This window comes from Echinicola soli (assembly GCF_006575665.1).
GTDB classification, from domain to species: domain Bacteria; phylum Bacteroidota; class Bacteroidia; order Cytophagales; family Cyclobacteriaceae; genus Echinicola; species Echinicola soli.
On the sequence record NZ_CP041253.1, the window covers coordinates 2,931,345 to 2,946,991 of the forward strand.

12 protein-coding genes and 1 riboswitch are annotated in these 15,647 nt (G+C 43.3%); of the genes, 1 reads left to right on the forward strand and 11 read right to left on the reverse strand.

What is annotated here, in order from left to right; all coding sequences use genetic code 11:
- Positions 1 to 70 precede the first annotated feature (70 nt).
- From hisC to FKX85_RS11770, 10 genes are all read right to left on the reverse strand, one after another.
- Positions 71 to 1,135 carry a histidinol-phosphate transaminase gene (hisC, locus tag FKX85_RS11725; protein WP_141614909.1) on the reverse strand — a complete coding sequence of 355 codons (1,065 nt, stop codon included), beginning with the start codon at positions 1,133 to 1,135 and terminating at the stop codon, positions 71 to 73.
- A 2-nt stretch (positions 1,136 to 1,137) separates the two neighbouring features.
- On the reverse strand, positions 1,138 to 2,430 hold the full coding sequence (hisD, locus tag FKX85_RS11730) for a histidinol dehydrogenase (RefSeq protein WP_141614910.1): 1,293 nt from the start codon (positions 2,428 to 2,430) through the stop codon (positions 1,138 to 1,140).
- 24 nt (positions 2,431 to 2,454) lie between these two features.
- Complete coding sequence (gene hisG, locus FKX85_RS11735; protein WP_141614911.1) at positions 2,455 to 3,315, reverse strand: ATP phosphoribosyltransferase; 861 nt, start codon at positions 3,313 to 3,315, stop codon at positions 2,455 to 2,457.
- Between the two features lie 277 nt (positions 3,316 to 3,592).
- Complete coding sequence (gene hemA, locus FKX85_RS11740; RefSeq protein ID WP_141614912.1) at positions 3,593 to 4,834, reverse strand: glutamyl-tRNA reductase; 1,242 nt, start codon at positions 4,832 to 4,834, stop codon at positions 3,593 to 3,595.
- An 894-nt stretch (positions 4,835 to 5,728) separates the two neighbouring features.
- Entirely contained in the window at positions 5,729 to 6,085 is a 357-nt protein-coding gene (locus FKX85_RS11745) for a translation initiation factor (protein WP_141614913.1), read from the reverse strand.
- Positions 6,086 to 6,090: 5 nt separating this feature from the next.
- The gene (locus FKX85_RS11750) at positions 6,091 to 6,939 is read right to left on the reverse strand and encodes a universal stress protein (RefSeq protein ID WP_141614914.1); all 849 of its coding nucleotides are present in this window, start codon (positions 6,937 to 6,939) and stop codon (positions 6,091 to 6,093) included.
- 357 nt (positions 6,940 to 7,296) lie between these two features.
- Positions 7,297 to 8,211, reverse strand: a complete 915-nt coding sequence (locus FKX85_RS11755) for a 1,4-dihydroxy-2-naphthoate polyprenyltransferase (RefSeq protein WP_141614915.1) — start codon at positions 8,209 to 8,211, stop codon at positions 7,297 to 7,299.
- A gap of 248 nt (positions 8,212 to 8,459) precedes the next feature.
- The gene (locus FKX85_RS11760) at positions 8,460 to 9,056 is read right to left on the reverse strand and encodes a glutathione peroxidase (protein WP_141614916.1); all 597 of its coding nucleotides are present in this window, start codon (positions 9,054 to 9,056) and stop codon (positions 8,460 to 8,462) included.
- 2 nt (positions 9,057 to 9,058) lie between these two features.
- Positions 9,059 to 10,849 carry an arginine--tRNA ligase gene (gene argS, locus FKX85_RS11765; protein WP_141614917.1) on the reverse strand — a complete coding sequence of 597 codons (1,791 nt, stop codon included), beginning with the start codon at positions 10,847 to 10,849 and terminating at the stop codon, positions 9,059 to 9,061.
- A gap of 269 nt (positions 10,850 to 11,118) precedes the next feature.
- Positions 11,119 to 12,069, reverse strand: a complete 951-nt coding sequence (locus FKX85_RS11770; RefSeq protein WP_210416846.1) for an arginase — start codon at positions 12,067 to 12,069, stop codon at positions 11,119 to 11,121.
- Positions 12,070 to 12,548: 479 nt separating this feature from the next.
- Positions 12,549 to 12,661, forward strand: a riboswitch (SAM riboswitch).
- Between the two features lie 124 nt (positions 12,662 to 12,785).
- On the opposite strand from FKX85_RS11770, the gene FKX85_RS11775 reads away from it, so the two are divergent.
- Complete coding sequence (locus FKX85_RS11775; RefSeq protein WP_141614919.1) at positions 12,786 to 13,277, forward strand: hypothetical protein; 492 nt, start codon at positions 12,786 to 12,788, stop codon at positions 13,275 to 13,277.
- Positions 13,278 to 14,186: 909 nt separating this feature from the next.
- Here the strand turns inward: FKX85_RS11775 and FKX85_RS11780 are convergent.
- Positions 14,187 to 15,647 carry an efflux transporter outer membrane subunit gene (locus FKX85_RS11780; protein ID WP_141614920.1) on the reverse strand — a complete coding sequence of 487 codons (1,461 nt, stop codon included), beginning with the start codon at positions 15,645 to 15,647 and terminating at the stop codon, positions 14,187 to 14,189.

The following is a 15,647-nucleotide window of genomic DNA, read 5'->3' on the forward strand; positions in this document are numbered from 1 at the left end:
ATGATTAAAAGGAGGCTGTCCCGCCACTCCAAAAGGGCTACGACAAACTCATATGAGACAGGCTCGCTTTTTAGTTAGCATTTACGTTAAGGAAATGGGATAACGCTTTGATGAGCCGATCATTCTCTTCTCTGGTGCCCACTGAGATTCTCAGGCATTGCTCACAAAGGATGACCTTGGAACGATCACGGACAATGACCTTATTTCCAATCAGGTAGTCATATGCTTCCCTGGCAGCCGGAACTTCCACTAACAGGAAATTGGCATGTGTAGGATAGATTTTTTTTACACCATTCATTTTTGTCAATGCATCATGCAGGTAGTCACGCTCCTCAAGGATATCTTTCACCATCCTTTGCATTTTGGAGGTGTCATCAAGTGCTTCCAGGACTGTTTCCTGGGTCAGTCCACTGATATTGTACGGAGGTTTGATCTTGTTGAGGATCCTGATGATTTCTACCGATGCAAAGGCCATTCCCAATCGAAGGGCTGCCAATCCCCATGCTTTGGAAAAGGTCTGCATGACCAAAAGGTTGAGGTGATGGGCCAGTTCTTGCGTGAAGCTCGGTTCATCACTAAAGTCAATGTACGCTTCGTCCACGACGATCAGACCGTCAAATCCTTCGATGATTTTAAAGATGTCTTCCCGCTTGGCTTTGTTGCCGCTAGGGTTGTTGGGAGAGCAGATGAAGATGATCTTGGTGTGCTCATCCACTGCTTCTAAGATCGCATCAGGACGAAGCTGGAAATCCTCTGAAAGATTGACCCGTTTGATGGCGATATCATTGATGTCGGCGCTCACCTCGTACATGCCGTAAGTAGGGGGCAAGATGATAATATTGTCCTTTCCTGGGCGGCAAAATGCGCGCATTAGCAGGTCGATGGCTTCGTCACTGCCGTTGCCGATGAAAATCTGCTCAGAAGGAACTTGCTTGATTGTGCTGATTTTTTCCTTTAGTGCATGTTGGTACGGGTCAGGATAGCGATTATAACTTCCCGTTGTGATGGACCCAAAAGGGTTTTCATTGGCATCCAAGAATACCCCTTCCTTGCCAGTATATTCATCCCTTGCTGAAGAATAAGGTTTCAGCTGCGCAATGTGCGGTCGAAGCAGTTTGTTCAGGTCAAAGGCCATGCTTATTGATTGTCTTTAATGTATTTTAAACGAATGGAAACGGCGTTTTTGTGAGCATCCAGCAGCTCATTTCCGGCCATTACTTCTATGGTAGGCCCTAGTTTTTGAAGACCATTCTCGGTGATTTTTTGATAGGTGATTTTTTTGACAAAGCTGTCTAGCGAAACACCACTGTAATTTCTGGCAAAACCGTAGGTAGGCAGCGTGTGATTCGTGCCAGAAGCATAATCACCCGCTGATTCAGGTGTGAAGTTGCCAATGAACACAGAACCGGCATTGACGATTTTTGCCACTACTTCATCTTCATTGTCCACATTGATGATGAGGTGTTCAGGAGCATACTCGTTGATCAGCGCTATGGCCTTTTCTTGATTTTCCATCACCACGGCCACGCTATTTTCCAACGCTTTTTTGGCGATGTCTTTTCTGGGAAGTTTGGCTAGCTGCTTATCGACTTCTTTCAGTGCTTTTTTGGCGACTTTTGATGCCGTGGCGACCAATACCACTTGACTGTCTACTCCGTGCTCAGCTTGAGACAGCAGGTCAGCAGCCACAAACGAGGGTATCGCCGATTCGTCGGCATATACCAGGACTTCTGAAGGCCCCGCAGGCATGTCGATCGCAATGCCTTTTTTAGTGGCCAGTTGCTTAGCGGCCGTGACATATTGGTTGCCAGGGCCAAAAATTTTGGCCACCTGTGGAACCGATTCTGTGCCATAAGTCAGGGCGGCGATGGCTTGGGCTCCGCCAGCCTTGACGATTTTGTCGATGCCTATCAGATTGGCGGTATATAGAATGGCCGGATGGATTTTTCCCTCCTTGTTAGGTGGGGTACAAAGGACTATTTGTTCACATCCCGCAATATTGGCAGGGATACCCAGCATCAGCACGGTAGAGAATAAAGGCGCAGTTCCCCCGGGGATATAAAGTCCTACTTTTTGGATGGGGACACTTCTGCGCATGCAGGTGACGCCGTCCATGACTTCCATGCTCAGGTCTTCTGTTTTCTGTGCCTGATGGAATTTTTCAATATTTACCTTGGCTTGTTGAATGGCAGATTTTAATGCTTCATCCACCAGTTCATAGGCTTCATTGATCTCGTCACGCGTGACCAGAAGATTATTGATTTCTACATGGTCATACTCCAAAGCGAACTTCTTGAGCGCTTTATCACCTTGACGGCTGACTTTGCGCATGATTGGCTTGACGATTTTTTGGATATCCTTCATCTTTTGAACCGGCCGGGCCAGTTCTTTTTGCCATTCGTTTTGGGTGGGATTGGTTATGATTCTCATCTGGAACGTGTCTTTGGGGAGCAATTAAAGTACCATTTTTTCTATGGGTACCACCAAGATGCCTTCGGCTCCGGCAGCCCTCAGTTCTTCGATATTTTCCCAGAACTGATCTTCACTTAGTACTGAGTGCACAGAAGACCAACCTTCCTGTGCCAGCGGCAAAATGGTAGGGCTACGCATGCCAGGGATTAGGGAGATGATTTTGTCCAAGGATTTATTGGGCGCATTGAGCAATACATATTTGTTGCTTTTTCCTGTCTGCACAGCATTTATGCGGAAAAGTAGCTTTTCTACGATGGCCATCTTTTCCTGGTTCAAGCCTTTGTGGCTGATCAGCACCGCTTCGGATTTGAAGATTTCTTCGACTTCCTTGAGGCCGTTCATCATCAGGGTAGATCCAGAGCTGACGATATCGCAGATACCCTCTGCCAAGCCTATGCTTGGGGCGATCTCCACCGATCCGCTGATTTCGTGGATTTCAGCATTGATATTGTTGGCTTTTAGGTAATCACCAAGGATTTTTGTGTAGCTGGTGGCGATGTTCTTCCCTTCAAAATAGGATAGCCCTTGGTACTCCTGACCCTTTGGGATGGCCAAGGACAGGCGACATTTGGAGAAGCCCAGTTTTTTGAGCACATCGACGCTTTTGTCTTTTTCTACCAGTTCGTTTTCTCCCACGATTCCTAGATCTGCCACTCCGTCGGCTACATAGCCAGGGATGTCATCATCCCGGAGATAGAGAAACTCGATTGGGAAATTGGTAGAAGTGGATTTTAACTTACCTGTACCATTATAGAATTTGATACCACATTCCTTGATGAGGCTTAATGAATCTTCACTTAAGCGACCGCTTTTTTGGACGGCTATGCGAATAATATTTTCCATGAAATAAAGATACGAATATGAATAGTTCTTTTAAGAAATTCCGTGAATCAATCGGGCTGCAAGATGGCTTGCGTACAGCCTCTGGGGCGATATGTAAATAGTATTCCTCCTTAGGAGGAATGATGGAAATGATGAACAGTCGCAGTCGGACAAACTGTAAAAAATGGCATAGCGATGATATTTGGTTTGCTGCTGTTCATGATGTTGTTACAAAATTAAGCAGCTATCGCTATTATCCAAAAAATGATAAAGTTTTTTCCGAAAAATTAATGATTCCTTAAAGAAAAGTCTGATTGATCAAGGAATTATAAACTTTCCGTTCATTTTCGTTTTTAATGGACTTTAAGGTCACCACGGTCTTCTTGATGATTTTTTGGATCATGGCATCCATGACCTGCTCGTAGGTACAGGAAGAGGCTTCGCTCATCAGGCGTTGATAGCGGTCCATTTCTTCGGCTTTGATGGTTTGCAGAGCGGCCTTCATCGAACGGATGGCTTCCAGGTTTTTATTGTCGTTTTGCCATTGGACAAATTCTTCCAGATAAATATCCAAAATGTTTCTTACATCTTGTATGCTGGCCTTTTTTTGCTCCAGCGCCGTCTGAGTGACCTTGCCGATGTCATCCATATCATAGAGCATGATGCCCGGTACACTGGCCACATCAGGGGCGATGCTCCTTGGCATAGAAATATCCACTAAGATTTTGAATAGCACATCACTGGTGTCAAAGTCACTTTTTTGTAAAATCGGAGCGGTAACTGAAGGGGAAGAAATGATGATGTCAAACTGGTACATTTTACGCCTTAAGTGATCCAAAGGAAAATAGCTCAATTCTGTTTTGAATTTTTCATTGAATTGGGTCACTTTTTCTTCCGTTCGATTGAAGATCGTAAGTTCGGTATGGCCTTTTGAGCAAAGGTGTTTGCATACGTTCTGCCCCATCTCTCCAAAACCTACAATAGCTATCTGAGTGGATTTAAACATACTTCGGTATTCCTCAATCATATCCACGGCTGCATAGGATGCAGAGCTAATGCCTGTACGAAATCCAGTTTGGCTGGATATTTTTTTATTTGCGCTGAAGATTACTTGCATCAGGCGATGGATGTAAGTACCGGCTGTCTGCGCTTTATCGGCTAATTGATAGGCTTGTTTGATTTGTGAGCGGATTTGGGCATCTCCCAGGATTTGGGACTCCAGGCCCGCCGAAACTTCGAATAAATAGCGTAAAACCGTTACTTCGTCATGCTCTTGGGAAAATGCGCGTAATGCGATATCAATGTTCTGCAGTTTGACCTGACATAAACAATAAAGAAGGTCATAAGCACCGCTTTTATCCCCAAAACAGACTATTTCGGTTCTGTTACAAGTAGAGATAGCCAGTACTTCTTCTACTGACGTTACCTGTTTGGCTTTGTCTAGAAATAGACTCACTTCATTCTGGTTTAGCGCAAAACGCTCTCTAACGGCAATGTCAGTGGTCTTGTGGGATAAGCTTAAAAGTCTGAACTGAATCATAATGTCTCTTTCTGATTTGAACCGAAAGCACATTGCTTCCTTCCATTATCGTTGTTTGAAATATGTACGCTGTAAAAAGGAGCTTTGGATTTTCCGGATGGAGAAAAACAGTTATTTGGAATCTTTTTAAATAATGGCGAGTGGTAACAGTTTTATTTGACCGAGCCCAAATGTTGGTGGGGCCTAAACTTTCACATACATAAGCATGGATAGCAACCCATGGTAAAATAGCCGAATCAACAGCTTAAGCCTATTATGCCCTATGTTCCTCAGTTCGACTATGAAATTAGCGTTAAACCGTCATACGACAACCGAAGGGAAGAAGCAATCTCGTATTCTTAAAACGGAACGGGACTGCCGCGTTCTCGGTAGCTATCGGGATAGTCTATACTTCCTCGCAGTGACGGGAAAGCATCGGAAAAGGGCTCGAAATAGTCTGTCCCAATACTTTTGGGGACGTTAAAGCCGTTTTTCATCAAATTATATTAATCGAACTGAGGTTAATAGGAATGCGTGCTCCAGCATGAAAAAATCAGCGCAAATCTTATTAATCTGCGCCATCTGCGTACTATCGGAACCAATCCTAATCCCTCCAACTTTTCCGCTTGATCCATTTTTCACTCACCGAATGCACAGAAATGAAGTAGTATCTTGTTCTTACTGTGGAAGGTTGAGCTTATGAAGGGAACATTCTAGAGGATTCAGTTTCTGAAAAAAAAATAAGGATATAGTAATCCAGTTGGGACACTTGTCTCGTAGATGTTAGAAAGAGATTAAACAAAAAATGAACGGTGGTTGTTTAAGATTTTACGCATTTCTTCATTTGCGTCGAATTTAGTTTGTGGTTCAATTTTTTAAAATGGAAAGGAGCGGTTTTATAAACCACTCCTTTTTTTATCCACCTGACTTTTTGGCTTTATAATTATGCTGATGGAGAATGTCGAGGACTTTGTCCCGATGGTCACCTTGGATCAGGATTTCGCCGTCTTTAGCGCTTCCCCCCACACCACATTTGCTTTTTAAGGTTTTTCCAAGTTCCTTCAAATCTTCTTCAGATCCACTGAAACCTGCAATTAACGTCACCTGCTTGCCGCCTCTGGCTTTTTTATCCAGCATGACTTTAAGGTTTTGTTGCTGTGGAGGAAGGGTTTCAGTTTCTTCTCCCCCCAGATGGTCAAATTCAAACTCATCACTGGTAGAGTAAACCACTCCATCCCGTTTTTTCCAGTTGTTGCTTTTTTTTCTTCCCATAATCGTTACTTCATCTTCATGGTCCACACGGGCCTTTTGGCGTGGTTGACCACATCTTCTGCAATGCTGCCACTGAGAAGATGCATAAACCCTGTCCTGCCGTGAGTGGCCATGGCTATCATGTCAATATTGTTTTCTTCGGAATATTGGATGATGCCATCTTCTTCCGAATCACTGTTGTAAATCTCAAAGGTAACATTCTCCAAATGGTTTTTGGCTATGAAATCCTTGATTTTGGCTTTGCTGTCTTTTGAGTTTTCGAAACTATTGGGAGTGTTGATTTTTACAAGATGAAGCGCTGCTCCCAACGTTTCTTGCAGCTTCTTCAGTTGGCCGAAAGTCTTTTTGTTTTCATCCCCGAAATCGCTCGCAAAAAGGATGTTTTTTATTGATGAAGGGTGTATTTTACTCTTGATGGTGACCACAGGACATTCGGCATGGCGGACGACTTTTTCCGTGTTAGAGCCTATCAGCAGCTCTTCCAGACCGCTGGTGCCTTTGGAGCCCATGACGATGAGGTCTGCTTTGATTTCACCTATTTCATTGGATATGCCGGCATACGGATTTCCAAAGGTGATTTTGGTGCTGAATTTATAAGGTACGTCTTTCAGCTTTTCTTCAATTGCATTTACCTGTTGTTTCCTTTTTTCTACTAACTCAACCATAAAAACTTGCTGCATTTCATCTCCTCCCAATCCTACCTCCCCTGTCGTGTTGAAATTTTGTCCCGTAGGGATTTCGATGACATGGAGTAGTTTTAGGTGTCCTTGGGTGAGGGCAGCCAGCTCTTTTGCAAAATCAAAGGCATTCTCTGCTTCTTCGGAAAAGTCATAAGGTACTAGGATGGTTTTCATAGTTGTCGTTTTTGATTAAAGTGTTACAAAATCAAATTACAAAAAAGGCATAATTATAACCAGTTTATGTCTTGGTATTATAGTAAACGAAATTCATGCCGAATTGGGTGTGGAAAAGTAAATTTAAAGGGTGAAGGGGGGTTACAATACGGGAATTGATTTGGAGATATTCTGGGCAGTAATTCCCAGGACTTGCCGGAATACTCACGAGAAAGTCTCCGTTCTAGGGATCATCGACTGAAAAAAATGAAATGAATGTGGTTCTGACGGAAGATTCCTTGGTGACTTAATTAAGGGATTGGAATTATTGGTTTATTATCGGGATCTCGTTAGGGATATAATTCAGATGGGTTTTGTTCAAGAAAAGCTCACCAGCCCAACACCAAAAGCCAATACCCATAATAAGGTTGAAATGGCCATTTTCTTGAGGTAAGGATCCAATTCAGAAGATCTGGTTTTCCGCTGAACGTTTTTTCCGATATCGGCCATCAGTGGTAAGACCAACAGGGCGACCAAAGCACCAGGAGCATTTTCCAACCAGCTAAAAAGCAATAGGGAAACATTGCCCAAAATAATCAATGCCCAATTATAGCGTATAGCTGCTTTTCTTCCAATTCGGACAGGAACGGACTTTTTGCCTGCTTTTTGATCAGATTCGATGTCCCTGATATTATTGATATTCAATACCGCAGTACTGAAGAATCCCAGCGAAAGTGCTGGAAGGACCAAGGTGGATGAAAAATCCAAGCTGTGAAGAAAATACGTGCCCAAGACACCTACAAGGCCAAAAAATAAGAATACAGAAATGTCTCCCAATCCCATGTATCCATAAGGGTTGGATCCTGAAGTGTAATTGATCGCGGCAAAGATGGACAACAAGCCGATGCCTATAAAAGTAAAGAACAACAGCCAGCTCTCCAATGCTACATACAACAGCACGATACCGCACAGAAATGATGAAACGCCCAGTAAAATCATGGCATTTTTCATTTCCGAAGGTTGGATTATTCCAGATTGTACTGCTCTGACGGGGCCTTCTCTATCGTCACTGTCAGCACCGTGGACACTGTCACCATAGTCATTGGCGAGGTTGGATAGGATTTGTAGCAGCGTGGTAGTCAAAGCCGCGAGAACCGTTACTTCCCATCGGAAGGCTCCATGGAACCAAGCGATAAAGCTGGCCATTAAGATGCTGGCCAAGGCCAGTGGAAGGGTTCTCAATCGAATGGCATGTAGCCAAGCTTGTTTTTTACTGGTAAGCGTAATGTCCACGATTTTATGCGGTGAGTAGGGAAGGGTTAACAGTGATACAGACCTGCCGGATTTTTGTCCATGCCAATGTTCCTTTGGACGGTCAAACAGGCAGGTCTATACTCTTACATTAAATGGTAATGACTAATCCTGCTTTGTCAAATTAAGAAAGTACCTTAACGAGATTCCTTCCCGATACATCGGGACAGGCTATTCCGACGATGGAGGAATCTCTTAAAATAACCCGTAACATGACAAAGTAGGACTAATTATGATTCGATCAATTTGATGATTTCTTCGTCCATTGGATTGACAGCCGACTGGAAAAAGTGCTTCAGCTCACCGTTTTCATCGATGTAATACTTGCAGAAATTCCACGTTGGTTCCTGGTTGTTCCACCCATTTTGGGATTTATCAGAGAGCCATCTGTAAAGAGGGTGCTTGTCCACACCTTTTACAGATACCTTTTCAAACATCGGGAAGGTAACACCGTAGTTCCCAGTGCAGAATTTCTTGATTTCTTCATTGGAACCAGGCTCCTGTCCACCGAAGTTATTGGCAGGAAACCCAAGGATGACGATTTTGTCTCCGTATTCTTCGTTTAGTTTTTGGAGGTCTTCGTACTGCGGGGTGTAGCCGCATTTGGATGCGACATTGACCACAAGGACTTTTTGGCCTTTAAACTTGCTGAAATCTACTTCATTTCCATCAATGTCCTTTATGGTAAAGTCATAGAAGGTTTTTTTTGTCTGCATATCTTCTTGGTCAGGATCTTTTGCTTCAGCTACTCCGTTGGTTTCAGTGCTGGAACCAGAACTACATGATGCTAAAGCCACTATTGAGAGGATGAATATCAGTTTTCTCATAATTACATTTTTTCGGGTACTTGTATTCCTAATAACTTCATTCCAGAATGTAAAGTTCTGGCTACATGTGCGCTGAGCGCCACCCTGAAGCTGCGAACCTTCTCATCTGCTTCACTAAAGATAGGAAGTTCTGCATAAAAGCGGTTATATTCCTTCGCCAAATCAAACATATATTGCGCAATTATTGACGGGGACAGTTCCTCACCTGCCTGAGCAATTTTTTTCTCGTAATCATTCAGCAAGATGATCAGTTCTTTTTCTGCATTTTCCACTTGTTGCAAGCCTTCAAAACCTGCTGCTGAATAATCTACGCCAATTTGTTTGGCCTTGCGAAGGATACTGGCGATTCGTGCATGGGAATATTGGATGAATGGCCCTGTGTTACCTTGGAATTCGATGGATTCCTGCGGATTGAAGAGCATGCGTTTTTTAGGGTCTACTTTTAGTAGGAAGTATTTCAGTGCTCCTAAGCCCAACATTTCGTAGAGCGTTTTGGCCTGTTCTTCCGAGAAGCCTTCGATTTTGCCAAGTTCTTTGGTATGGCTTTCTGCGGTGTCCACCATTTCCTGGATCAGGTCATCGGCATCCACAACGGTTCCTTCACGCGACTTCATTTTGCCTGTAGGCAGATCTACCATGCCATAAGAAAGGTGATACAGCCCTTTTCCATATGGCCGACCCAGCTTTCTCATGATCTTAAAAAGAACATCAAAGTGATAATCCTGCTCGTTTCCTACCACATATACCGATTTGTTGATCTTGAAATTTTCGTATTTGAGGTCTGCCGTGCCCATGTCCTGTGTGATGTACACTGAAGTTCCGTCACCTCTCAGCACGAGCTTCTCATCCAGCCCTTCGTCCGTGAGGTCTGCCCACACGGAATTGTTGTCCTTTTTGAAGAAAACACCCTTTTTGAGGCCTTCTTCCACGATGTTTTTGCCTAGAAGGTAGGTGTCTGATTCGTAGTAAAACTTATCAAAACTCACCCCCATTTTCTTATACGTGGCGTCAAATCCTTCATACACCCAGCTGTTCATGGTTTTCCAGAGGCTGACCGTTTCTTCGTCACCTGCTTCCCATTTGCGAAGCATTTCTTGGGCTTCCAGCATAAGTGGAGCTTGTTTTTTTGCCTCGTCCTCTGAAAGTCCCTTTTCTGTCAGTACTTGGATTTCCTTTTTATAAGCTTTATCAAAAAGGACATAGTACTTTCCTGCCAGGTGGTCACCTTTTAGTGCACCGGATTCAGGTGTTTCCCCATTGCCAAAGTGGAGGTACGCTACCATGGATTTACAAATGTGGATTCCTCGATCGTTGACAAGGTTGGCTTTGATGACTTCATAGCCATTAGCCTTCAGGATTTCCGAAACGGAGAATCCAAGGAAATTATTCCTTAAGTGACCCAAATGAAGGGGCTTATTGGTATTGGGAGAGCTGAACTCCACCATTACCTTTTGGTTTTTTGGCGGCAACTGGCCAAGCTCCTTGTTTTGGTAGAGTGCTTGGAAAACAGCCATCCAAGATTGTTCGTTGACAGAAATGTTCAAGAAGCCTTTTACCACATTAAAAGCACTGACTGCCTCACAGTTTTCGACCAGGTACTGCCCGATTTTCTCACCACTATCTTCAGGTTTCATTCTGGTGAACTTCAGAAATGGAAAGAGCACGAAGGTATAATTGCCTTCAAATTCCTTGCGAGTAGGCTGTAAGGCCAGGGACTCTGGGGCTACCTGATGGTCAAAAGCTTGTGCAAATGCTTTACTGATGGCTTTTAGTATCTGTTCTTGAATCGTCATTCTTTTGTATTAATATTTTTACTTTTCGTGTCCCCTAAGAATTGGGGCAAACTCTGATTTTATCCCGATATACCGGGAACATTTTTTATTCACTATTCCTTGATTCTGATGTCCTGGATGAGTATCGGGCTATCGGGACGGGGCAGACTTCTATTTTTTTCTCTTGATTCGTCACGGCATTAGCGATAAGGTGATACCTCTGATTTGTATCTGAGAAAATCAATCTTATCAGCGTCATCCGCGTTCCATGGATATCCGACACCTCACTTTCAAAAGTTGCTGACCAAGGATTTGGTAGTGCATTCCAATACTTCAAAGGCGTTTTGGGCCATGATGTTTTCGGAATCCAACGTTGGGTTTACCTCCACGATTTCCCAACAGCAAACTCTCTTGTCTTTTATTAATTCCATGTTCAGTTTTAAGGCTTCATTCACCGTGAGTCCATCCGGAACAGGTGTGCCTGTACCAACGGAAATCGAACTGTCCATGCTGTCTACATCAAAGGAGATATAAATCTGCTCGCAGTCTTTCAGGATGGACAAGGCCTCTTCTGAAATTTTCACTATACCTTTTTCACGAACTTCTTTGGTGGTGAAATTTCGGATGCCATGCTTACTGATAAGCTTGTTTTCCGGTTCTTCTGTATCTCTGACAGCAATGTAGACGATATCTTCTGCCTTTATCTTTGGGAAGTCCCCTCCGATTTTTTTGATCTTTTCCCAGTATTCGATTTCTTCCGCTGAAGGCTCCTGCTGCTTGTTTTCCAGGTTGTCTTCTTGCAGGCACATGCCCAGTGGCATGCCGTGCATATTTCCTGATGGGCTGGTATAAGGACTGTGGATGTCAGCATGGGCATCGATCCAGATCACCCCAAGTCGCTTTTCAGGATTGGCGGCTTTGATTCCCATGATGGTTCCGGCAGCTGTGGAGTGATCTCCGGCCAGGACAATAGGAAACTTTTTTTCCAGACGAAGTACCTTTATGGTGTCATGGACATTGCTGAGTACTTCGTGTACCCCATCGATGTACCTGGCATGAGGATAGGGGTTGTTTTTCCAAAGGTAATTATTCGCGTCTGGCACATTGATGGGATCAAACCGGGTAAAGAAATCCGACTTTTTTCCCAAGCTGGCCACTTTTAGCGCATCAATTCCCAGGCTGGCACCCCTAGTGCCTGCGGCAAGTTCTGACCGTACTTCTACAAGCTTAATGTTTCTCATAATGGGTAAATCTCTAGTTCGTTATATTGGGCAAATCCAATCAATGAATTTATTGCCACAAAAGTAGTCAAAATTGTGCATTTATGGGAGAAGGGAGGTTCTAAAGGTTGTGAGGTTTTAAGGGAATGGGAAAGTTGAAGGAGGGTAAACATAGATGATATGGTGATGATTTCGTTCACCGAATGGAGGGGTATGTTGATTTCCTCATTCGTACACTTGGTTTTTAGCAATACCTGTATGTTAAAATGTTGGTTCTTTTTGTAACGATAAGATAGCTTGAAATGCTATTTTGCAGTGTGATAAAGCACTAAATTACAAAGGAATGAGGGATAGAGGGCGTTCACAATTGGGTAAAGAGCGGAAGGGTTAGGAGAGGAAAATAATATTCCCTACAAATTCTATAGGGAAATTAGTTTTTGTAAAAAAATGTCGTACCTTTGAAGCAGTTATTAGCGAAAAGCGGAGCAAGCTCAGTAGCTGATTTATAAAGAATAGGGGAGAGAACAGGCTCAAAGAACCTATAGCAACCTATCCCTCTCATAAAGAGAAAAGGTGCTAAATCCTGCCGAAATCATTTGAGGACCTATAAATGTAAAAGCCATGAGACTAACAATGCGAATGCAGAACTTGCTGAAAGAACCGAAAAGGTGTTGTTGCTGATCGCAACAAATCCGCAAAAAAAAAATTAACTAGTAACCATCTCAAATTAAGAAAACATGACAGCAATAGCTTCTAACTATAACATTTCCACCCAAAACAATAATATCTTCAGCTTTCAGTCAGTAAGTAGGAACAAAGACAAGGACCTGACTTCACTGAGTGCTTATGACTGGCTAGCACATAATGAATTTGTTCAATTGGAAGGCCAGGGATCTTTTGGTTTTCATAATTATGCTGATGCCAATAAAAAATTCCAAGCAATTTATTTTACCCTAAAAGGAGATATAGCAGCGCATTATGCTTTCTTTAGGGGTATTGTTTTGGCGGGTCAGCCCAAAGAGATTTATTTGGAAAACATCCATGAAAATAGAAGTTTCACACTGAAGTTTTACAAAAAGAATGAAGCAGTGGCCAAGCAATACCTAGAGAAAATTTTCAGAATTGTAAATGAAGAAATCAGGTTTAAGCAAGTACTGAGAAAAGTGCTGATCAATCAAGAGAAGCACCGTTTAGAAGAAAAGTTGCTCTTGAATGAACTGAGCAATTAAGATACAATAATAAGCCATCACTAATAACCATAAATAAAAGAACCCTTGATATAGCATCAAGGGTTCTTTTTTTGGCCAAAGAGAAATGCAGGATTAGGGGCAAGCAATATTTCTGGGAGAAGATAAATTCTTGATGTTTTTTTAGAATCCCCTTTCCCTGTTGATCATTGGAACAATGCTCTAGCGGTTGGAAATGGGTTTTAGCGGATCAAGCCATATTTTTGGGGGCGGGAGAAGATTTATATTCATTTGGTATGTCGCCACGAAGTCGCCAAGACACGAAGTGTTTTGTAGGCGGATTCTAAATTTCATGGAAAACAAACAGCTTTGGGTCTTAGAATCTTTGTGGCAAAAAAACAAAAAGGAAATCCTATTAAAATAAAGGGATTCATGCCCTCAACTTTTTCGCTTGCCTCATTTTTAGCACATTTTGAGACTAAGCAATATTTCTGGAAGATGAGAGATTTCCAGGTGGTTTTGGTAAGCATATTTCTCTTTAATTTAGCAATAGTAATGCGTGCTCCAGTATAAAAAAATCAGCGTAAATCTTATTAATCTGCATCATCTGCGTGCTATCGAAACTAACCCTAATCCCCCCAACTTTTCCGCTTGATCCGTTTTAGCGTGAATTTATGGGTGTTGGCCAGGTGATTGCTGCTAAAACCGTAATCATTTTATTCGGCTATTTACCGTGGCCGTTGTCCATGACTATGAATATGAAGAGGCTGCCTGATTCCGATGAGATCAGGCAGCCTCTTGGTTTGGAACCACTCTTCAATTCCAATTTTTTAAATAAAGAATCAGCGGAGATCTGCCCAACCTGTCCCGTCGGGGCGGATCAGCGTTACCTGCTTCCATATAAAATAGCGTCTGCCATGCCCATATTCCAATATTTCCGCTTGATCTGAGTTATTTCCAACCGCCTCCAAGGCTGCGGTACAGCTCGATATTGGCGATGGCCAATTGTGTTTTTAGCCTTACCAGTTCCATTTGGTTTTCCAGGGCATCTTCCTGTGCATTGATGATCTCCAAGTAACTGGCAAACCCACTTTGGAAGAGTAGAAAAGCGTCTTTTACACCTTTATTGGTGACTTGAAGCCTTTCTTCTACAATATCATGGGCTTCCTGAAGCTTTTCTATAGTCACAAGGGCATTGGATACTTCGCCGACTGCACCTACAATGGTTTCCTTAAAATCCAGTTGGGCGATTTCCCTTTTGTTGACCGCGATGAGGTGATTGGTTTTCAACTTGCGATTTTGGAAAATCGGTTGGAAAATAGCGCCGTTCAGCACGGCAAATCCAGCTCCCAAGGGGTCAAGAAAGTGCTCGATCTGATAAGAATTGAGACCGACCCCACCACTTATGGTCAGCGATGGATATTTCATGGCCTGCGTTACACCGACATTGGCATTACTGATAATCAAATTGTATTCAGACGCTGCGATGTCCGGTCTGTTCTGGATCAGTTCCAGTGGCACACCTGTTTGGTAAGTGCTGTCAAAGGTGATGTCCTCCAAGTGATGGACGAGGTCCAGCTCTCGGGGCGACCGTCCCAGCAACTCGTTGAGACGTGTTTCCTGGATGGCATAATCCCTTTCCAGATCAGGGATCAACGCTTTGGCACGTAGCATTTGTGATTCGGTCTGTTGCACGGCCAGGGAGGTTGTTTCTCCCGCATCATACTGTAGCTTAACGATTCGAAGTGTGTTTTTACTCAATTCGTAGTTCCGCTTGGAAACCGTTAGCTGTGATTTGAGCATGAGCATGTTTAGGTAAGTAGTCGCCACTTCTGAGACCAATGCCGTTTGTACAGCTTTTCTGAATTCCTGGGTTTTCATAAACGATGCCCGGGCAGCCTCTTTTTGCCACCGGAGCTTTCCCCAGATATCTATTTCCCAGCTGGCTTGCAGGGAGGAAACGTACTCCATCCGCTCGGTATACAACGAGGTAGGGATATCATCTCCGTGGTTCCTTCTTGCTCTATTGGAACCATAGTTATTATAATACTCTGAATAATATTCGCGGTTATATTTAAAAGGGGAAGCGCCTAGAGAAGGCAGGAAGTTAGCCTTGGACTGCTGCAGGTTCTGATAGCCAATGTCGATTTCCTTTGTCATTTTTTGCATGTCAAAGTTATTGGACAAGGCTGAATCGATCAGACCAACCAACATAGAGTCTTTGAAATAGGCTTTCCAATCGACCGATGCCATGGGCTTTTTGCCCGTCATCAAGCTGTCCCTGAGGCTGTCCGCTCCGTAGTATTGGTCAGGAAAATCTATTTCTGGCCTTTTATAGCTTTGCCCTACTTTACAACCAGCCATCGCTATTACGACCAGGGCAAGGGGCAATATGTTTTTTAGCGAATTCAT

Excerpts from the sequence above, each read along its gene's own strand:
- hisC (WP_141614909.1), bottom strand. The coding sequence starts at position 1,135 with ATGGCCTTTGACCTGAACAAACTGCTTCGACCGCACATTGCGCAGCTG.
- hisD (WP_141614910.1), bottom strand. The coding sequence starts at position 2,430 with ATGAGAATCATAACCAATCCCACCCAAAACGAATGGCAAAAAGAACTG.
- hisG (WP_141614911.1), bottom strand. The coding sequence starts at position 3,315 with ATGGAAAATATTATTCGCATAGCCGTCCAAAAAAGCGGTCGCTTAAGT.
- hemA (WP_141614912.1), bottom strand. The coding sequence starts at position 4,834 with ATGATTCAGTTCAGACTTTTAAGCTTATCCCACAAGACCACTGACATT.
- FKX85_RS11745 (WP_141614913.1), bottom strand. The coding sequence starts at position 6,085 with ATGGGAAGAAAAAAAAGCAACAACTGGAAAAAACGGGATGGAGTGGTT.
- FKX85_RS11750 (WP_141614914.1), bottom strand. The coding sequence starts at position 6,939 with ATGAAAACCATCCTAGTACCTTATGACTTTTCCGAAGAAGCAGAGAAT.
- FKX85_RS11760 (WP_141614916.1), bottom strand. The coding sequence starts at position 9,056 with ATGAGAAAACTGATATTCATCCTCTCAATAGTGGCTTTAGCATCATGT.
- argS (WP_141614917.1), bottom strand. The coding sequence starts at position 10,849 with ATGACGATTCAAGAACAGATACTAAAAGCCATCAGTAAAGCATTTGCA.
- FKX85_RS11770 (WP_210416846.1), bottom strand. The coding sequence starts at position 12,069 with ATGAGAAACATTAAGCTTGTAGAAGTACGGTCAGAACTTGCCGCAGGC.
- FKX85_RS11775 (WP_141614919.1), top strand. The coding sequence starts at position 12,786 with ATGACAGCAATAGCTTCTAACTATAACATTTCCACCCAAAACAATAAT.
- FKX85_RS11780 (WP_141614920.1), bottom strand. The coding sequence starts at position 15,647 with ATGAATTCGCTAAAAAACATATTGCCCCTTGCCCTGGTCGTAATAGCG.